Here is an 18,683-nt window from a genome sequence, read left to right on the forward strand (position 1 = left end):
AATGAAGCTGTCCCCGCTCAATCGACGCCGCTTCGAACGCTTCAAGGCCAACAAGCGTGGCTGGTGGTCGCTGTGGCTGTTCCTCATCCTGTTCGTACTCAGCCTGGGCGCCGAGCTGATCGCCAACGACAAACCGCTGGCGGTACGTTACGACGGTGAATGGTACGTACCGGTGTTCAAGCGCTACCCGGAAACCGCCTTCGGCGGCGAGTTCCCGCTGGAGGCCAATTACAAGAGTCCGTATGTACGCCAGCTGATCGCGGAAAAGGACGGCTGGATGCTCTGGCCGCCGATCCCCTTCGACTACTCCAGCATCAACTACGACCTGAACGTGCCCGCGCCGGCGCCGCCCTCCACGCAGAACTGGCTGGGCACCGACGACCAGGGCCGCGACGTGCTGGCGCGCATCATCTATGGCTTCCGCGTGTCGGTGCTGTTCGCCCTGACGCTGACCATCCTCAGCTCCATCATCGGCGTCATCGCCGGCGCCGTGCAGGGTTTCTACGGCGGCTGGGTGGACCTGGCCGGGCAGCGCTTCCTGGAGATCTGGTCGGGGTTGCCGGTGCTCTACCTGCTGATCATCCTGGCCAGCTTCGTGCAGCCGAACTTCTGGTGGCTGCTGGGCATCATGCTGCTGTTCTCCTGGATGAGCCTGGTGGATGTGGTGCGTGCCGAGTTCCTGCGCGGCCGCAATCTGGAGTATGTGCGCGCCGCCCGCGCACTGGGCATGCAGAACGGCGCCATCATGTTCCGTCACATCCTGCCCAACGCCATGGTCTCCACCATGACCTTCATGCCGTTCATCCTCACCGGGGCGATCGGCACGCTCACGGCGCTGGATTTCCTCGGCTTCGGCCTGCCAGCCGGCTCACCCTCGCTGGGCGAACTGGTGGCCCAGGCGAAATCCAACCTGCAGGCGCCCTGGCTGGGCATCGCCGCGTTCAGCGTGCTGGCGATCATGCTGAGCCTGCTGGTGTTCATCGGCGAAGCCGCCCGCGATGCCTTCGACCCGAGGAAGTGAGATGAGCGACAACCTGATCGAAATCCGCGACCTGGCCGTCGAGTTCGTCACCGGCGACCAGGCGCAGCGCGTGGTGGAAGGCGTCAGCTTCGACATCCGCAAGGGCGAGACCCTGGCCCTGGTGGGCGAAAGCGGCTCGGGCAAGTCCGTCACCGCGCACTCCATCCTGCGCCTGCTGCCCTACCCGCTGGCCCGCCATCCGACGGGCACTGTTCACTACCAGGGCCAGGACCTGCTGCGGGCGGACGAGAAGACCCTGCGCGGCATCCGTGGCAACCGCATCGCCATGGTCTTCCAGGAACCGATGACCTCGCTGAACCCGCTGCACACGGTGGAGAAGCAGATCAACGAGGTGCTGGGCCTGCACAAGGGGCTGAGTGGCAATGCCGCCACCGCGCGCACCCTGGAATTGCTCGAGCTGGTGGGCATCCCCGAGCCGGCCAAGCGCCTCAAGGCCTACCCCCATGAGCTGTCCGGCGGCCAGCGCCAGCGCGTGATGATCGCCATGGCCCTGGCCAACGAGCCGGAACTGCTGATCGCGGACGAGCCCACCACCGCGCTGGATGTCACGGTTCAGCTCAAGATCCTCGAACTTCTCCAGGAATTGCAGGCACGTTTGGGCATGTCGCTGCTGATCATCAGCCACGACCTCAACCTGGTGCGCAGAATCGCCCACCGCGTATGTGTCATGCAGCGCGGACGCATCGTCGAACAGGCGTCGTGTGAGGAATTGTTCCGCGCTCCGCAGCACCCGTACAGCCGGGAACTGCTCGGTGCAGAACCCAGCGGCGAGCCGGCGGACAACCCCGTCGGCCAGCCGATTCTGCAAGTGAACGACCTGCGCGTGTGGTTCCCCATCAGGAAGGGGCTGCTGCGGCGCACGGTCGATCATGTGAAGGCCGTGGACGGCATCGACTTCTCCCTGCTGCAAGGGCAAACCCTGGGCATCGTGGGGGAAAGCGGTTCCGGCAAGTCCACCCTGGGCATGGCGATCCTGCGTCTGATCCACAGTCAGGGCGGCATCCGTTTCCAGGACCAGGCCCTGGAAGGCTTGAACCAGCATCAGGTGCGCCCGTTGCGGCGGCAGATGCAGGTGGTCTTCCAGGACCCTTACGGCAGTCTCAGCCCGCGCATGTCGGTGAGCGAGATTGTTGGCGAGGGGCTGCGCATTCACCGTCTCGGCAGCGCCGAGGAGCAGGAACAGGCCATCATCGACGCGCTCACGGAGGTAGGTCTGGACCCGGATGCCCGGCACCGCTACCCCCACGAGTTTTCCGGCGGGCAACGGCAGCGTATCGCCATTGCCCGGGCACTGGTGTTGAAGCCGGCGCTGATCCTGCTGGACGAGCCCACCTCGGCGCTCGACCGCACGGTGCAGCGCCAGGTCGTCGAGCTGCTGCGCAACTTGCAGGCCCGGCACAACCTGACTTACCTGTTCATCAGCCATGATCTGGCGGTGGTCAGGGCCCTCTCCCACCACCTGCTGGTGATGAAGCAGGGACAGGTCGTCGAGCAAGGCGAGGCGCGGCAGGTATTTGCCGACCCGCAACACCCTTATACCCGGCAGTTGCTGGAAGCGGCCTTCATGGCCCCGGCAACGCCAACCAACCAAGCAAGAGGAATAGAACATGGGTTTTCTCGCCGGTAAGCGCGTACTGATCGTCGGTGTCGCCAGCAAGCTGTCGATTGCCTCGGGCATCGCCGAAGCCATGTACCGCGAAGGTGCAGAACTGGCTTTCACCTACCAGAACGACAAGCTCAAGGGCCGCGTGGAAGACTTCGCCGCCGGCTGGGGCTCCAGCGCCGACCTGTGCTTCCCCTGCGACGTCGCCAACGATGAAGAGATCGCCAAGGTCTTCGAAGAGCTGGCCAAGAAGTGGGACGGCCTGGACTGCATCGTCCACTCCGTCGGCTTCGCCCCCGGTGACCAGCTGGACGGCGACTTCACCGAAGTCACCACCCGCGAAGGCTTCAAGATCGCCCACGACATCAGCGCCTACAGCTTCGTCGCCCTGGCCAAGGCCGGTCGCCCGATGATGAAGGGCCGCAATGGCAGCCTGCTGACCCTCAGCTACCTGGGCGCCGAGCGCACCATGCCCAACTACAACGTGATGGGCATGGCCAAGGCCAGCCTGGAAGCCGGCGTGCGCTACCTGGCCGGCAGCCTCGGCCCGGAAGGCACTCGCGTGAACGCCGTGTCCGCCGGCCCGATCCGTACCCTGGCCGCTTCCGGCATCAAGAGCTTCCGCAAGATGCTCGCCGCCAACGAGAAGCAGACCCCCCTGCGTCGCAATGTGACCATCGAGGAAGTCGGCAACGCTGGCGCCTTCCTGTGCTCGGACCTGGCGTCCGGCATCAGCGGCGAGATCCTCTACGTCGACGGCGGTTTCAACACCACCGCGATGGGTGCCATCGAGGACTGATCCCGTCTCGCGATACCCAGAAGGCCCGGGCACACGCCCGGGCTTTTTTGTTTCCGCTGGCGCGCCTGTTTCAACCCGAGGCCAAACGCCGTAGCATGCAGGCCTTCGATGGATACCCCTATGGGTATTGATGCGCATCAAGGACGAGGCGCCAAACCACCCCTAGCCTTCCCGGGCTTTTTTTATTTCTCATGAGGTAGTTCGCGCATGGCGCTCAAGACCATCAAAGCCAGCGGCCACATGCAGGCCGGCATGACCATCGACATCCAGTGCGGCAGCCACCACATCATCATGGACCAGCCGAAGACCGCCGGCGGCGCGGATCTGGGCGCCAGCCCGCTGGAGGTGATGATCGCCACCGTGGCCGGCTGCTTCGGCAGCATCGGCCGCATCGTCGCCCACCAGCAGAAGCTCACCATCAACGGCATGACCTTCGAGGTGGAAGCCGACTACGACCCCAACGGCCTGCTCGGTCGTGAAACCGACGCGCGGGTGGGTTTCCAGGAGATTCGCCTGAAGGTGGACATCGATGCGCCGGAACTGGATCAGGCGCGCAAGCAGGCCTTCCTGGAAGAAGTGGAACGCCGCTGCCCGGTGATGGAGAGCCTGTTGAACGGCACCAAGGTGAGCACGGCGCTGGCGTAAGCCCTGCGGGACCACGCAGCCTGCCATTTGTAGGAGCGGCTTTAGCCGCGATGCTCTTGGTGAGCCACAAAAGCATCGCGGCTAAAGCCGCTCCTACAGGCCGCCGGGTATCAGGCCAGACGGCCGGACCAGGAATCGTAGGGTGGACAACGCTTTCCTTGTCCACCAGGGCCACGGCGCCGTGGCCCGCTGGCGGCCAGGAAAAGCGCTGACCGCCCTATGCTGCGGCGCGGCAAATACGAGAAACACAAAGGGCCACCGAAGTGGCCCTCTGTTATTTCAGCGCAACGATCAGGCGCTCAGTTCCAGCAGCAGCTTGTTCAGACGCTGCACGTAACCGGCCGGGTCCTTGAGGCTGTCGCCGGCGGCCAGGGCGGCCTGGTCGAACAGGATGTGGCTGAGGTCGGCGAAGCGGTCTTCATCGGCTTCCGCATCCAGCTTCTCGATCAGCGGGTGCTGCGGATTGATCTCGAAGATCGGCTTGCTCTCCGGCACCTTCTGGCCGCTGGCTTCGAGGATCTGGCGCATCTGCAGGCCCAGGTCCTGCTCACCAATGGCGAGGATCGCCGGCGATTCGGTCAGGCGATGCGACACGCGCACCTCGGCCACTTCCGCCTCCAGCACCTTCTTCAGACGCTCGACCAGTTGCTCCTTGGTCTTGGCGACTTCTACCTGGGCCTTCTTGTCTTCCTCGGAATCCAGCTTGCCGAGGTCCAGGTCACCGCGCGCCACGTCGACGAACTGCTTGCCGTCGAATTCGGTGAGGTAGCTCATCAGCCACTCGTCGATGCGGTCGGTGAGCAGCAGCACTTCCACGCCCTTCTTGCGGAACACTTCCAGGTGCGGGCTGTTCTTGACCTGATTGAAGCTTTCGCCGGTGAGGAAGTAGATCTTGTCCTGACCTTCCTTGATGCGGCCCAGGTAGTCGGCGAGCGAGACGGACTGTTCGCCGCTGGCGTCGTGGGTGGAGGCGAAGCGCAGCAGGCCGGCGATCTTCTCCTTGTTGGCGAAGTCTTCCGCCGGGCCTTCCTTGAGCACCTGGCCGAACTGCTTCCAGAAGCCCTTGTAGTCCTCGGGCTTGTCCTTGGCCAGCTTGTCCAGCATGTCCAGGGCGCGCTTGGTCAGCGCCGACTTCATGGAGTCGATCACCAGGCCCGACTGCAGGATTTCCCGGGAGACGTTCAGGGACAGGTCATTGGAGTCCACCACACCCTTGATGAAGCGCAGGTAGAGCGGCAGGAACTGGTCGGCCTGATCCATGATGAATACGCGCTGCACATAGAGCTTGAGGCCCTTGGGCGCTTCGCGGTGGTACAGGTCGAACGGCGCGCGGCCCGGCACGTAGAGCAGCGAGGTGTATTCCAGCTTGCCCTCGACCTTGTTGTGGCTCCAGGCCAGCGGGTCTTCGAAGTCGTGACCGACGTGCTTGTAGAACTCGGTGTATTCCTCGTCCTTGATCTCGGTGCGCGGACGGGTCCACAGCGCACTGGCGCGGTTGACGGTTTCCCACTCGGGCTCGGCCGGCGCGTCCTTCTCCTCACCGTGGTGTTCCTTCGGCAGCTCGATGGGCAGCGCCACGTGGTCGGAGTATTTCTTGATGATGTTGCGCAGGCGCCATCCGTCGGCGAACTCTTCTTCGCCGCTCTTCAGGTGCAGCACGATGCGGGTGCCGCGCTCGGCCTTCTCCACGGTGGCGACTTCGAAGTCGCCCTCGCCCTTCGACGACCAGTGCACGCCTTCGCCGGCGGACAGGCCGGCGCGGCGGCTGAACACATCCACCTTGTCGGCGACGATAAACGCGGAATAGAAGCCCACGCCGAACTGGCCGATCAGCCGCGAATCCTTCTTCTGATCGCCGGTGAGATTCTTCAGGAAGTCGGCGGTGCCGGACTTGGCGATGGTGCCCAGGTGCGCGATGGCGTCCTCACGGCTCAGGCCGATGCCGTTGTCTTCGACGGTGAGGGTCTTGGCGTCCTTGTCAAAGCTGACGCGAATCTTCAGCTCGGCGCCGCCTTCGAGCAGCTCCGGCTTGGCCAGCGCCTCGAAGCGCAGCTTGTCGGCGGCGTCGGAAGCGTTGGAGATCAGCTCGCGCAGGAAGATTTCCTTGTTGGAATACAGGGAATGGATCATCAGGTGCAGCAGCTGCTTCACCTCGGTCTGGAAGCCCAGGGTTTCTTTTTGAGTTTCCACACTCATCGTCTTCAACTCTCCAGGTGTTGGATACGGGCCGCTGGCGCGACGGGATGTCCAGCAGATGGGGGATGACCCTCAGGATTTCAAGGGCTTGGCACCGTCAGCCGGCTGACCGGGCACGCCGCGCGGCGGATAGCGGTCGCCCGCCACGTGCCAGCCGCGCTCCTCGTCCTTGAGCAGCTGCAATGGCAGGGTCAGCGCGCGGTTGCCGATGCGCGCCTGCACGCGCAGCTCCAGGGGGCGGCTGTGCCAGTCGATATCGGGCAGCCGCACCGCCTCCACGCGATGCTGCGGAAAGCGTCGTTGCAGGTAGTCCTCGATCACATGCTGCAGGGTGTGCGCCGAATCGAAGCGCGCATCCACGCTGCCCGCGCGGTAGCGCAGGCCGTCGGTGAACACCTCGATGGGGCCGGAGAGCCAGGTGCGGTGTGCGCTCGGCAAACCCAGGTGCAGATCGCCCACCAGCCGGTTGGGTGCCTGGCGCCGCAACTGCAGGTGCAGGCTGTAGCCGCGCTCCAGGCGCAACGCCTCGGGCAGCGGGTTGCCAGGCAGGCGGCGCACCAGCTCGACGGTGGGAACCTCAGCGTCCTGCGGCAGGATGTCCAGGGTCAGTTGCGGGCCGGAGAACTCGCCCAGGTGGATCACCAGCTCACGCCGGTCGAGGTTCGCCGCGCCCTGGCTGAGGCGCAGCCGGCCTTCGATGAAGTCGCCTTCCACCGGGGCGAACGGCTCGCCCCACAGGCTGCCACGCAGGCGAATGTCCGGCTGCCAGGGATCGCGCACCGGCTTCAGCCATTCGAGACTCAGCAGGGAGCGCAGGTGATCGGGGTTCTGCTCCGCCACCCCAAGCAGGCCGATGCCCAGCGGCAAGGCGGCGACCGCGGCCAGCAGCAGCGGTGTGCGCGCCTCCCTGCCATGGCGAAACAGGTAGAGCAGCGTCAATGGCGGCAGCAGGCACAGCAGGCCCCAGCCGGCCCCCCGCGCGAAGGCGCGCAGGGCCAGCCAGAACAGACTGATCAGCAGCAGGCAACAGGCGCCGAGAATCAGCAAGGCATCCATGGAACGTTCCTCGTCCGGCCAGACCGCCGGACGCGGAACGGCCGCTCAGGACTCGTCGACCTTGAAGTGGGCGCGCGCGGTGGCGATGGGCTCGGTTTGCGTGGTTTGCCAGGCGGTGATGGCCACGTTGGCCACACGGCGACCCTGCCGCCACACCTGGCATTGAGCGAAGGTGTCACGATAGTGACCGGCCCTGAGGTAATCCACCGAGAAGTCGATGGTTTTGGGCAGATGCTGGGTGCCCATGAACATCAGCAGATGCAGGTGCGCCGCATGCTCCATGAAACCGGCGATCACCCCGCCATGCAGCGCCGGCAGCACCGGGTTGCCGATGTTGTCGGCCTGGGCCGGCAGACGGAACACCATGTCGTCGCCCAGGCGCAGACACTCGATGCCGATCAGGCGCGCGTAGGGAACCAGATCGATCAGGGCACTGTAGTCGTTGCGCGTGTGCGCGCTGCTCACCAGCGCGTTGAATTCTTCGGCCTTCATGCCTTGCCCTCCGGAAATACGCCCGTTTTCAGATTCGCGCTCTTGCCCATGCGCATGAAGGTGCCCACCGCGTGGGCGATGGGCTGCGCGGGATCATCCTGGTAGGCGATGCCACGGGTGAAGATCACCGTCGGGGTCACCCGATAGCACTCGGCGAAGCCGTAGACATCCTTGTGCGGATCGGCCGGGCGCATGTAGTCGATGCGCAGGTCAAGGGTCGGGCAGACCTCGAAATCCGGCAGGAAGCACACGGTGGAGATGCCGCAAGTGGTGTCCATCAGGGTGGTGATGGCGCCACCATGGATGCCGCCGGTCTCCGGGTTGCCGACGATCTTTTCACTGTAGGGCAGGCGTAGCGTCAGGCCTTTTTCGTCGGCCGCCTCCACCTGCATGCCCAGCACCTGGCAATGCCGCAGGGCGGAAAGGAAGCGTTCGGCGCGCTGCACGAGGGAATTCTTGTTCATGGTATGGCTCGCAAGGTGCGGAACGGGCGGCGGCGGGCCGCCCGGGTCAGTGAAATTCGGGCTCGCGGGGTTCCTGGGTGGCAGACGGAGCGGCAAGCGGCGCGGGGGTATGGGTCAGCACCTCGAGCACCCGGGAATGGAACTCGCGATGGTAGAGCACCAGCACCACGCCGGCGGTGACCGCCATGAACACCCAGGGATGGATGAACCAGGACAGCACCGCCAGGCCGAAATAATACGCCCGCAGGCCCAGGTTGAAATGATTGCCGGCACTCGACAGCAGCTTGGCGGCGCGCTTGGCGAAAATGTTGCGCTCCTGGTCGCTGACGTTACGCTCGGCGAGCAACGGTGCCGAACCCAGCAGCACGGCGGCGAAGTTGTACTGGCGCATGCACCAGCTGAAGGTGAAGAAGGCGTAGACGAATACCAGGCCCAGCAGCAACAGCTTGAGCTCGGACATGCCCCGCCCGACCGGCTCGATGAAGGGCAGCTCGGCGAGCAGCGACACGGCGCGATCGGAGGCGCCGAGGGCGGTGACGACGGCGGCCAGGATGATCAGCGTGCTGGAGGCGAAGAACGAGGCGTTGCGTTCCAGATTGCCGATCACGTTGGCGTCGGCGATGCGGTTGTCGCGCTGCAGCATGCGGCGCATCCAGTCCTCGCGGTACAGGTGCATGACACTGGCCAGGCATGGCGTGTCCCGCCCCTTCCAGATCGCGTAGCGCGTGTAGCCTACCCAGCAGAAGACAAACCACAGCGCAGCCACCAGGTGGCGCAGGTACTCATCGGTCAAGATCATGGGCACTCCATCGAAGCCGGGCGATTATACCCGCCCGGGCTTCATCTTGATGCCTTTCGGCCACTACCGTTTCGCCGGCAGCAGACGATCCACCAGCGCCGCCACCACCAGCACCACCAGCACCGGCTGCGCCCAGCCCATGCTTTGCGCGGCCCAGGGCAGGTTGGCGAAGAACGCCGGCACCTGATCCTTGAAGGCGCTGGCCAGCAGGCCGTCGGCCAGCCCGAACACCAGCGCCACCGCCATCACCGGACGGAACACCCGGCGTGGCTCGCGCCACAGCCGGTCGGCCAGGCTCAGCAGCACCAGCACAATGGCCAGCGGATACAGGCCCACCAGCACCGGCACCGAGACGCGAATCAGCTGGTCGAGCCCCTGGTTGGCCACCAGCAGGCTGAACAGCGTGAAGCCCACGGCCACGTTGCGGTAGGAGGTATGCAGCAGCTCGCTGAAGAACTCGCCACAGGCGGTGAGCAGGCCCACCGCGGTGGTCAGGCAGGCCAGGATGATCACCGCGGCCAGCAGCAGCAGGCCGGGTGTGCCGAAGGTGTGCTGCACATAGGCGGTGAGAATCTGCCCGCCGTTGCTCGCGTCGAAGGCGATGCTCTTGCTGGTCGCGCCCAGATAGAACAGCGCCAGGTAGACCAGCGCCAGGCCGATGGCGGCGATGATCACCGCGATGATGGAATAGCGGGTCACCAGACCCGGACTGGTCACCCCGCGATCGCGGATCGCCGTGGCGATCACGATGCCGAACACCAGCGCGCCGAGGGCGTCCATGGTCAGGTAACCCTGCAGGAAGCCCTGCAGCAGCGGCGCGTCACGGTATTCCGGCGCCGTGACGCCCACCGAACCGGCCGGCGCGAAGATCGCGGCGGCGCCCAGCAGCACCAGGGCCAGCAGCAGCACCGGGGTGATGACCTTGCCGACCCGGTCGATCAGCCGCCCGGGGTTGAGTACCAGGAACAGCACCAGCGCGAAGAACCCCAGCGAATAGAGGAACAAGGCCCAGTCGCTGTTGCCGGTGAAGGGGGCGATGCCGATCTCGAACGACACCACTGCGGTGCGCGGCGTGGCGAACAGCGGGCCGATGGACAGATAGACCGCCACCGCCAGCACGGTACCGGCCACCTTGCCGAGTGGCCCGGTCAGGCTCGGCATGCCGCCACCGACCCGCGCCAGGGCCACGATGGTCAGCAGCGGCAGGCCGACGCCGGTGATCAGAAAGCCCAGCGCCACCGGCCAGAGGTTGTCGCCCGCGGCCATGCCGGCGCTGGCGGGAAAGATGATGTTGCCGGCGCCGAGGAACAGCGCGAAGGTCATGAAACCGAGGGCAACCAGGTCGAAACCTTTCAGACGAGTCATGGGAAGTTACACCACTGCAAAAGAGGATCAGATCGTGGCTTCCCGGGGTAAGGGAAACTGGCCGCCGGCCGGAACGGCCCTCTCTTTTGAAGGGGGCGTTCAAAAAAGGTGCAAGCCTAACGATTCCCGGTCATTTCCGCACCTTTCGTTGGATGTCCGGTGCTGCCCATAAACACAAAAGGCCACCTCTCGGTGGCCTTTTGTGTTCAAACGAGCCCTCAGGCCTTTTTCATTTCCCAGCCGGTGATCTCGGCCAGCGCCTTGCCGATGTCGGCCAGGGAGCGCACGGTCTTCACCCCGGCGTCCTGCAGCGCGGCGAACTTCTCCTCCGCCGTGCCCTTGCCACCGGAGATGATCGCCCCGGCATGGCCCATGCGCTTGCCGGGCGGCGCGGTCACGCCGGCGATGTAGGACACCACCGGCTTGGTGACGTTGGCCTTGATGAAGGCCGCCGCTTCTTCCTCGGCGCTGCCGCCGATCTCGCCGATCATGACGATGGCCTCGGTCTGCGGGTCCTCCTGGAACAGCTTGAGGATGTCGACGAAGCTCGAACCCGGGATCGGGTCCCCGCCGATGCCCACGCAGGTGGACTGGCCGAAACCGGCGTCGGTGGTCTGCTTCACGGCTTCGTAGGTCAGGGTGCCGGAACGGGACACGATGCCCACCTTGCCCGGCAGGTGGATGTAGCCGGGCTGGATACCAATCTTGCATTCGCCGGGGGTGATCACGCCCGGGCAGTTCGGCCCGATCAGGCGCACGCCCAGTTCGTCGCACTTGATCTTCACCTCCAGCATGTCCAGGGTCGGGATGCCTTCGGTAATGCAGACGATCAGCTTGATGCCGCCGAATGCCGCCTCGAGGATGGAATCCTTGCAGAACGGCGCCGGCACGTAGATGACGGAGGCATCCGCGCCGGTCGCTTCCACGGCTTCGGCCACGGAATTGAACACCGGCAGACCCAGGTGGGTGGTACCGCCCTTGCCCGGGGTCACGCCACCGACCATCTGCGTGCCGTACTCGATGGCCTGCTCGCTGTGGAAAGTGCCCTGCGAGCCGGTAAAGCCCTGGCAGATGACCTTGGTGTCCTTGTTGATCAGAATGCTCATTGGTTGCTCTCCGCAGCCTTGACCACCTGCTGGGCGGCCTCGGTCAGACTGGTTGCCGGGATGATGTTCAGGCCGCTTTCGGCCAGCATCTTCGCGCCGAGCTGGGCATTGTTGCCCTCCAGGCGTACCACCACCGGTACCTGAACGCCGACTTCGCGCACGGCGCCGATGATGCCTTCGGCAATCATGTCGCAGCGCACGATACCGCCGAAGATGTTCACCAGAACGGCTTTCACGTTGCTGTCGGAGAGAATGATCTTGAACGCTTCGGTCACGCGTTCCTTGGTGGCACCACCACCCACGTCCAGGAAGTTGGCCGGCTTGCCGCCGTGCAGGTTGATGATGTCCATGGTGCCCATGGCCAGGCCGGCGCCATTGACCATGCAACCGATGTTGCCATCGAGGGCCACGTAGTTGAGTTCCCAGCGGGCGGCATGGGCCTCGCGGGGATCATCCTGGGACGGGTCATGCATGGCACGCAGCTTGGACTGGCGGTACAGCGCGTTGCCGTCGATGTTGATCTTGGCATCCAGGCAATGCAGGTTGCCGCTCTTGGTGATCACCAGCGGGTTCACTTCGAGCAGGGCCAGATCGTAGTCCTGGAACAGGCGGGCCAGGCCCAGAAAGATGTGGGTGAATTGCTTGATCTGCTCACCCTGCAGGCCCAGCTGGAACGCCAGGCTGCGGCCCTGATAGGGCTGCGGGCCAACCAGCGGATCGATGGTGGCCTTGAGAATCTTCTCGGGGGTATCGTGGGCGACCTTCTCGATCTCCACGCCACCCTCGGTGGAGGCCATGAATACGATGCGCCGACTGGAGCGATCGACCACGGCACCGAGGTACAGCTCCTTGTCGATGTCGGTACAGGCCTCGACCAGGATCTTGCTGACCGGCTGGCCGTTGGCATCGGTCTGGTAGGTCACCAGGCGCTTGCCCAGCCAGTGGGTTGCGAACTCCCGGGCTTCCTCCGGGTTGCGAACCAGCTTTACACCGCCCGCCTTTCCTCGCCCTCCGGCATGTACCTGGGCCTTTACGACCCATGCATCGCCACCGATCTCCTTGCAGGCTTCTGCGGCCTGTTGCGGGGTGTCTACGGCATGGCCTATGGAGACGGGCAGGCCGTATTCAGCGAAGAGCTGCTTACCCTGATACTCGTGAAGATTCATGCTTTCTACCGTTCTAGTTTTTGCTATTGGCAATAGGCGTGTCCTCACGGACACGCCTCCGATACGGCAGGTGAGCCCTCCCCCCTCGCAAAAGTTCAAGTCACCTGCCGGTCTCTTCCTTAGCGCTTCTTACGGTTGGCGACGTGGATGGCATGGCCATTCACGGCCAAAGCCGCTTCGTGAAGCGACTCGGACAGAGTCGGGTGCGCGAACACCATCATGCCCAGGTCTTCGGCGCTGGTGCCGAATTCCATGGCGATGGCGCCCTGCTGGACCAGCTCGGCGGCGCTCGGGCCTACCACATGGACGCCCAGCACGCGGTCAGTCTTGGCATCGGCGATGACCTTGACGAAACCGGCGGTTTCGTTGGCGGCCATGGCGCGGCCGCTGGCGGCGAACGGCGCGACACCGACGTTGATTTCCACGCCTTCGGCCTTGAGCGTCTGCTCGGTCTTGCCGACCCAGGCGATTTCCGGGTGGGTGTAGATCACGCCCGGGATCAGGTCGTAGTTCATCTGGGTCTTGTGACCGGCGATGCGCTCGGCAACCATCACGCCCTCTTCCGAGGCCTTGTGGGCCAGCATGGCGCCGCGCACCACGTCACCGATGGCGTACACGCCCGGCACGCTGGTGGCGCAGAAGTCGTCGACGAAGATGAAGCCGCGCTCATCCATGGTCACGCCGCTGTCGGCGGCCAGCAGGTTGGTGGTCACCGGACGACGGCCGACCGCGACGATCAGCTTGTCGAAGGTCATCTTCTGCTCGCCGCTGGCGTCGCTGAAGGTGACGACCACTTGCTCGCCCTTGATCTCGGTACCGGTCACGCGGGCGCCCAGGCGGATGTCCAGACCCTGCTTGGTGAGGATCTTCTGGGCTTCCTTGGCGATCTGCTCGTCGGCGGCGGCCAGGAACTTGTCCATGGCTTCCAGCACAGTGACCTGGCTGCCCAGGCGTGCCCACACCGAACCCAGCTCCAGACCGATCACGCCGGCGCCGATCACGCCCAGCTTGCCGGGAACGGTCTGGAAGTCCAGGGCGCCGGTGGAGTCGACGATGACCTTCTGGTCAACCGGGGCCGGCGGGATTTCGACCGGCTTGGAACCGGAGGCCAGGATCACGTTCTCGGCGGCCAGCACTTCAACACTGCCGTCGGTCTTGGTGACTTCGACCTGCTTGCCGGCCAGCAGCTTGCCGTGGCCTTCGAACACGGTCACGCCATTGGCCTTCATCAGCGCGGAGACGCCGCCGGTGAGGTTTTTGACGATCTGGTCCTTGCGGCCGACCATGGTCGGCACGTCCATCTTCACGTCACCGGTGCTGATGCCGTGCAGCTTGAAGCTCTCGTGGGCTTCGTGGAACTTGTAGGAGCTGTCCAGCAGCGCCTTGGAGGGGATGCAGCCGACGTTCAGGCAGGTGCCGCCCAGGGCCAGCTTGCCGTCCTTGCCGGTGAACTTCTCGATGATGGCGGTCTTCTTGCCCAGCTGGGCCGCGCGGATGGCAGCGACATAGCCGCCGGGGCCGGCACCGATCACCACGACGTCGAATTTCTGGCTCATAGGGTTTCCTCTTCGAAAATTGCGGAGTCCACAAACGGCAGAGCCCGGACATGCCGGGTTCTGCCTGACGCGAATCACACGTCGATCAGATGTCCAGCAGCAGGCGCGCCGGGTCTTCCAGCAGTTCCTTGATGGTGACCAGGAAGGTGACCGCTTCCTTGCCGTCCAGCAGGCGGTGGTCGTAGGACAGCGCCAGGTACATCATCGGCAGGATGACCACCTGGCCGTTAACGGCCATCGGGCGCTCCTGGATCTTGTGCATACCCAGGATGGCGGACTGCGGCGGGTTGACGATCGGGCTGGAGAGCAGCGAACCGAACACACCACCGTTGGAGATGGTGAAGGTACCGCCGGTCATTTCTTCCAGGGTCAGCTTGCCTTCCTTCGCCTTGCGGCCGTAGGCAGCAATGCCGCCTTCGATTTCCGCCAGGCTCATGAACTCGGCGTTGCGCAGCACCGGAACCACCAGGCCACGGTCGCTGGACACGGCCACGCCGATGTCCTGGTAGCCGTGGTAGACGATGTCGTTGCCGTCGATCGAGGCGTTGACCGCCGGCTGGCGCTTCAGCGCTTCAACCGCAGCCTTGACGAAGAAGGACATGAAGCCCAGGCGCACGCCATTGTGCTTCTTCTCGAACATGTCCTTGTACTTGGCGCGCAAGTCCATGATCGGCTTCATGTTGACTTCGTTGTAGGTGGTCAGCATGGCCATGGAGGACTGAGCCTCGACCAGACGCTGGGCCACCTTCGCGCGCAGACGGGTCATCGGCACGCGCTTCTCGACGCGGTCGCCGGCGGCGAACACCGGAGCGTCGGCGGCCGGAGCAGCGGCCTTGGCAGCCGGAGCGGCCGGCTTGCCGGACGCGGCAGCGACGGCGTCTTCCTTGGTCACGCGACCACCCTTGCCGGTGCCGTCGATGCTGTTGCGGTCGAGGCCGGCTTCGTCGGCGATCTTGCGCGCGGCCGGGGACAGGATCTTGTCCTCGGCGGCGGCCGGAGCGGCAGCAGCGGCGGCAGGGGCCGGGGCAGCGGCAGCAGCGGCCGGAGCAGCAGCGGCAGCGCCTGCGTTCAGGGTGCCCAGCAACTCGCCGGAGAGAACGGTTTCGCCCTCGCCCTTGATGATTTCACCGACCACGCCATCGGCTTCGGCCAGCACTTCCATGACGACCTTGTCGGTCTCGATGTCGACGATCAGTTCGTCGCGCTTGACGGCTTCGCCCGGCTTCTTGTGCCAGGTGGCAACGGTGCCGTCGGCAACCGATTCCGGGAAGGCGGGGGCTTTGATCTCAATAGCCATGTGATGAATTCCTGTCTTTCCGATACTTCGTTCGGGGATTAAATGTTGAAAGCGTCATGCAGCAGTTTTTCCTGCTGCTCGGCATGCATCGACGGGTAGCCGCACGCCGGAGAAGCGGAGGCCTCGCGGCCGGCGTACTCCAGGAACAGGCCCTTCTGATGCGCGCTGGCGACACGACGCATGTGGTGCTGCGAGCAGTACCAGGCACCCTGGTTCATCGGCTCTTCCTGGCACCAGATCACCTTCTTGAGGTTCTTGTAGGGCGCCATGATCTCGGCCAGATCCTCTTCGGGGAACGGGTACAGCTGCTCGATGCGCACGATGATGGTGTCGTCACGCTGCTCGTTGCGACGCTTGGTCAGCAGGTCGTAGTAGACCTTGCCGGAGCACATGACCAGACGCTCGACCTTGGCCGGATCGATGGCATCCACTTCCGGGATCACGGTCTGGAAGGAGCCTTCGGCCAGGTCTTCCAGGGTCGAGATGGCCATCGGGTGGCGCAGCAGCGACTTGGGCGTCAGGGCGATCAGCGGCTTGCGCAGCGGACGCACCACCTGGCGACGCAGCATGTGGTAGACCTGCGCCGGGGTGGTCGGCACGCAGACCTGGATGTTGTGCTCGGCGCACAGCTGCAGGTAGCGCTCCAGGCGCGCGGAGCTGTGCTCCGGACCCTGGCCTTCATAACCGTGCGGCAGCAGGACGGTCAGACCGCACAGGCGGCCCCACTTGGTCTCGCCGCTGGAGATGAACTGGTCGAACACCACCTGGGCACCGTTGGCGAAGTCACCGAACTGGGCTTCCCAGATCACCAGCGCGTTGGGCGTGGTGGTGGAGTAGCCGTATTCGAAGGCCAGCACGGCTTCTTCCGACAGGAAGGAGTCGTACAGGTCGAAACGCGGCTGGCCCTCGAAGAGGTTCTTCAGCGGAACGTAAGTGGTGGCGTCCTTCTGGCTGTGCAGCGCGGCATGGCGATGCGAGAAGGTGCCGCGGCCGACGTCCTGGCCGGTCATGCGCACCGGGTGGCCGTCGTGCAGCAGGGTGGCGTAGGCCAGGGTTTCGGCATAGCCCCAGTTGATCGGCATGGCGCCGGCGGTCATCTTCTGGCGGTCTTCGTAGACCTTGCCCACCTGGCGCTGCACCACGACGCCTTCCGGAATGCGGGTCAGGCCGGCGGCAATCTCGCGCAGCTTGTCCAGCGGCACGCGGGTGTCGTGGCGAGCGGTCCAGGCATGGCCCAGATACGGCGTCCAGTCGACGAACAGCTCGGCGTTCGGCTCCTTGACCAGGCTCTTCACCACGTGCTGGCCGTTGTCCAGGGCGGTGCGGTACTCGTCGATCTTGGCCTGCACGTCCTCGTTGCTCTGCGCGCCGGCCTTGATCAGGGCGTCGGCGTACAGCTCGCGGGTGGTGCGCTGCTTGGCGATCTGCTGGTACATCAGCGGCTGGGTGCCGCTCGGCTCGTCGGCCTCGTTGTGGCCGCGACGGCGGTAGCAGACCAGGTCGAGGACCACGTCACGCTTGAACTGCATGCGATAGTCAACGGCCAGTTGGGTCACGAACAGCACCGCTTCCGGATCGTCGCCGTTCACGTGCAGGATCGGCGCTTCGATCATCTTGGCCACGTCGGTGGCGTACTCGGTGGAGCGCGCGTCCAGCGGGTTGCTGGTGGTGAAGCCGACCTGGTTGTTGATGACGATGTGGATGGTGCCACCGGTCTTGAAGCCGCGAATCTGCGACATCTGGAAGGTTTCCATCACCACGCCCTGGCCCGCGAAGGCCGCATCGCCGTGGATGGAGACCGGGAGAACCTTGTCGCCGTTCGGATCGAGACGACGATCCTGGCGGGCACGCACGGAACCCTCGACCACCGGGGAGACGATTTCCAGGTGCGACGGGTTGAAGGCCATGGCCAGGTGCAGTTCGCCACCGGGGGTGGTGACGTTGGAGGAGAAGCCCTGGTGGTACTTCACGTCACCGGAGGACAGACCCTCGACCTTCTTGCCTTCGAACTCGTCGAACAGGTCGCGCGGGTTCTTGCCGAAGGTGTTCACCAGCATGTTCAGACGGCCACGGTGGGCCATGCCGATGACGATTTCCTTCATGCCGTAGGAGCCGGAACGCTGGATGATCTCGTCGACCATCGGAATCAGGCTTTCGCCACCTTCCAGACCGAAGCGCTTGGTGCCCGGGAACTTGGTGCCCAGGTACTTTTCCAGGCCTTCGGCGGCGGTCAGACGCTCCAGCAGGTGGGCCTGCGCGTCACGCGAATAGGCGGGACGACCACGCACGCTCTCCAGACGCTGGGCGAACCACTTGCGCTGTTCGGAGTCGGTGATGTGGTTGAATTCCGCACCAATGGTGCGGCAATAGGTCTCTTGCAGGGACTGGACGATCTCGCGGAGAGTTGCCGCCTCCTTGCCAATGAACAGCTCGCCCGTCTGGAACGTGGTGTCCAGATCGGCGTCGGTCAGACCGTAGTTCTGAATGGTGAGGTCGGCCGGCACCTGACGCTGCCACAGACCCAGCGGGTCGAGTTGGGCGGCCTGGTGACCACGGGCGCGAAACGCCTGGATCAGGCGCAGAACCTGGACCTGCTTCTTGTCATGCTCGCTGCTCACGCTCGCGGCGGAAGCCGGCTGCGCGCGACGCTGGTTCTTGGCAAGCAGGACGAAGTGATCGCGAATGGGCGAATGCGGAACGTCGGTGGTGTTGCCGCCGTCGTTCGGCAGCTTCTGGAAATAGGTGCGCCACTCTTCGGGCACAGCGTTGGGGTCGTGCAGATAGAGCTCGTACAGCTCCTCGACATAGGCAGCGTTACCACCGGAAAGGTGGGCACTGTTCCACATGCGCTGCATTACGCTTTCTTGCATGCTTGGTCACCCTCGATAAGGGAACACCATCGGCGTGGAAACCGCAGCACGGCGTGCCTGAGCAACTGGTTAAGCCACTACGGGACCCCGCAGATAGACCGGGTTTTTACCGGATGCCCCTGATAGCCATCATTTACTTTTCAGGAAGAGTTCGGTGCTTTGTGAGCTCCGGACCCGCTTAAAACTACGCTGCCGGGGTTAGCCGACAGCGCAGAGGTACAGCCTCG

General features: G+C 64.6%; 15 protein-coding genes. 4 read left to right on the forward strand and 11 right to left on the reverse strand.

All coding sequences use genetic code 11. The annotated features are described in order from the left end of the window. Position 1 precedes the first annotated feature (1 nt). The 4 genes from VL129_RS01270 (at position 2) to VL129_RS01285 (ending at position 4,089) form a co-directional block, all read left to right on the forward strand. Complete coding sequence (locus VL129_RS01270; RefSeq protein ID WP_325409250.1) at positions 2-1,021, forward strand: ABC transporter permease; 1,020 nt, start codon at positions 2-4, stop codon at positions 1,019-1,021. A gap of 1 nt (position 1,022) precedes the next feature. After that, complete coding sequence (locus tag VL129_RS01275) at positions 1,023-2,669, forward strand: ABC transporter ATP-binding protein (protein ID WP_325409252.1); 1,647 nt, start codon at positions 1,023-1,025, stop codon at positions 2,667-2,669. After that, on the forward strand, positions 2,650-3,444 hold the full coding sequence (gene fabI, locus VL129_RS01280; RefSeq protein WP_325409254.1) for an enoyl-ACP reductase FabI: 795 nt from the start codon (positions 2,650-2,652) through the stop codon (positions 3,442-3,444). Before VL129_RS01275 ends, fabI begins: the two co-directional genes overlap by 20 nt. A gap of 207 nt (positions 3,445-3,651) precedes the next feature. Continuing rightward, complete coding sequence (locus VL129_RS01285) at positions 3,652-4,089, forward strand: OsmC family protein (protein WP_325409256.1); 438 nt, start codon at positions 3,652-3,654, stop codon at positions 4,087-4,089. A gap of 291 nt (positions 4,090-4,380) precedes the next feature. Here VL129_RS01285 and htpG read toward each other — a convergent pair whose 3' ends face one another. From htpG to VL129_RS01340, 11 genes are all read right to left on the reverse strand, one after another. Then, the gene (gene htpG, locus VL129_RS01290) at positions 4,381-6,285 is read right to left on the reverse strand and encodes a molecular chaperone HtpG (RefSeq protein WP_325409258.1); all 1,905 of its coding nucleotides are present in this window, start codon (positions 6,283-6,285) and stop codon (positions 4,381-4,383) included. 72 nt (positions 6,286-6,357) lie between these two features. Beyond that, complete coding sequence (locus VL129_RS01295) at positions 6,358-7,341, reverse strand: MFS transporter (protein ID WP_325409260.1); 984 nt, start codon at positions 7,339-7,341, stop codon at positions 6,358-6,360. A 45-nt stretch (positions 7,342-7,386) separates the two neighbouring features. Then, positions 7,387-7,833, reverse strand: coding sequence for a PaaI family thioesterase (locus tag VL129_RS01300; protein ID WP_325409262.1), 447 nt, complete (start codon positions 7,831-7,833; stop codon positions 7,387-7,389). Further along, the gene (locus tag VL129_RS01305) at positions 7,830-8,297 is read right to left on the reverse strand and encodes a PaaI family thioesterase (RefSeq protein WP_325409264.1); all 468 of its coding nucleotides are present in this window, start codon (positions 8,295-8,297) and stop codon (positions 7,830-7,832) included. Before VL129_RS01305 ends, VL129_RS01300 begins: the two co-directional genes overlap by 4 nt. Before the next feature lie 46 nt (positions 8,298-8,343). Further along, on the reverse strand, positions 8,344-9,096 hold the full coding sequence (locus VL129_RS01310; protein WP_325409266.1) for a DUF599 domain-containing protein: 753 nt from the start codon (positions 9,094-9,096) through the stop codon (positions 8,344-8,346). 63 nt (positions 9,097-9,159) lie between these two features. After that, positions 9,160-10,461 carry a branched-chain amino acid transport system II carrier protein gene (gene brnQ / locus VL129_RS01315; protein ID WP_325409268.1) on the reverse strand — a complete coding sequence of 434 codons (1,302 nt, stop codon included), beginning with the start codon at positions 10,459-10,461 and terminating at the stop codon, positions 9,160-9,162. A gap of 218 nt (positions 10,462-10,679) precedes the next feature. Continuing rightward, positions 10,680-11,567 carry a succinate--CoA ligase subunit alpha gene (gene sucD, locus VL129_RS01320; protein ID WP_325409270.1) on the reverse strand — a complete coding sequence of 296 codons (888 nt, stop codon included), beginning with the start codon at positions 11,565-11,567 and terminating at the stop codon, positions 10,680-10,682. Further along, a complete protein-coding gene (sucC, locus tag VL129_RS01325; protein WP_325409272.1) occupies positions 11,564-12,733 on the reverse strand; it encodes an ADP-forming succinate--CoA ligase subunit beta in 1,170 nt (389 codons plus the stop codon). The genes sucD and sucC overlap by 4 nt, the downstream gene beginning before the upstream one ends. A 119-nt stretch (positions 12,734-12,852) precedes the next feature. Continuing rightward, positions 12,853-14,289, reverse strand: coding sequence for a dihydrolipoyl dehydrogenase (lpdA, locus tag VL129_RS01330; protein ID WP_325409274.1), 1,437 nt, complete (start codon positions 14,287-14,289; stop codon positions 12,853-12,855). 85 nt (positions 14,290-14,374) lie between these two features. Then, positions 14,375-15,586, reverse strand: coding sequence for a 2-oxoglutarate dehydrogenase complex dihydrolipoyllysine-residue succinyltransferase (gene odhB, locus VL129_RS01335; protein WP_325409276.1), 1,212 nt, complete (start codon positions 15,584-15,586; stop codon positions 14,375-14,377). A 38-nt stretch (positions 15,587-15,624) separates the two neighbouring features. After that, a complete protein-coding gene (locus VL129_RS01340) occupies positions 15,625-18,456 on the reverse strand; it encodes a 2-oxoglutarate dehydrogenase E1 component (RefSeq protein ID WP_325409278.1) in 2,832 nt (943 codons plus the stop codon). Positions 18,457-18,683: the final 227 nt, after the last annotated feature.

It is taken from the genome of Pseudomonas sp. (assembly GCF_035497915.1).
Taxonomy (GTDB): Bacteria; Pseudomonadota; Gammaproteobacteria; order Pseudomonadales; family Pseudomonadaceae; genus Serpens.

Coding starts and splice junctions, on each gene's coding strand:
- sucC (WP_325409272.1), bottom strand. CDS start 12,733: ATGAATCTTCACGAGTATCAGGGTAAGCAGCTCTTCGCTGAATACGGC.
- brnQ (WP_325409268.1), bottom strand. CDS start 10,461: ATGACTCGTCTGAAAGGTTTCGACCTGGTTGCCCTCGGTTTCATGACC.
- VL129_RS01285 (WP_325409256.1), top strand. CDS start 3,652: ATGGCGCTCAAGACCATCAAAGCCAGCGGCCACATGCAGGCCGGCATG.
- fabI (WP_325409254.1), top strand. CDS start 2,650: ATGGGTTTTCTCGCCGGTAAGCGCGTACTGATCGTCGGTGTCGCCAGC.
- VL129_RS01270 (WP_325409250.1), top strand. CDS start 2: ATGAAGCTGTCCCCGCTCAATCGACGCCGCTTCGAACGCTTCAAGGCC.
- sucD (WP_325409270.1), bottom strand. CDS start 11,567: ATGAGCATTCTGATCAACAAGGACACCAAGGTCATCTGCCAGGGCTTT.
- lpdA (WP_325409274.1), bottom strand. CDS start 14,289: ATGAGCCAGAAATTCGACGTCGTGGTGATCGGTGCCGGCCCCGGCGGC.
- VL129_RS01300 (WP_325409262.1), bottom strand. CDS start 7,833: ATGAAGGCCGAAGAATTCAACGCGCTGGTGAGCAGCGCGCACACGCGC.
- odhB (WP_325409276.1), bottom strand. CDS start 15,586: ATGGCTATTGAGATCAAAGCCCCCGCCTTCCCGGAATCGGTTGCCGAC.
- VL129_RS01275 (WP_325409252.1), top strand. CDS start 1,023: ATGAGCGACAACCTGATCGAAATCCGCGACCTGGCCGTCGAGTTCGTC.
- VL129_RS01340 (WP_325409278.1), bottom strand. CDS start 18,456: ATGCAAGAAAGCGTAATGCAGCGCATGTGGAACAGTGCCCACCTTTCC.
- VL129_RS01305 (WP_325409264.1), bottom strand. CDS start 8,297: ATGAACAAGAATTCCCTCGTGCAGCGCGCCGAACGCTTCCTTTCCGCC.
- htpG (WP_325409258.1), bottom strand. CDS start 6,285: ATGAGTGTGGAAACTCAAAAAGAAACCCTGGGCTTCCAGACCGAGGTG.
- VL129_RS01310 (WP_325409266.1), bottom strand. CDS start 9,096: ATGATCTTGACCGATGAGTACCTGCGCCACCTGGTGGCTGCGCTGTGG.
- VL129_RS01295 (WP_325409260.1), bottom strand. CDS start 7,341: ATGGATGCCTTGCTGATTCTCGGCGCCTGTTGCCTGCTGCTGATCAGT.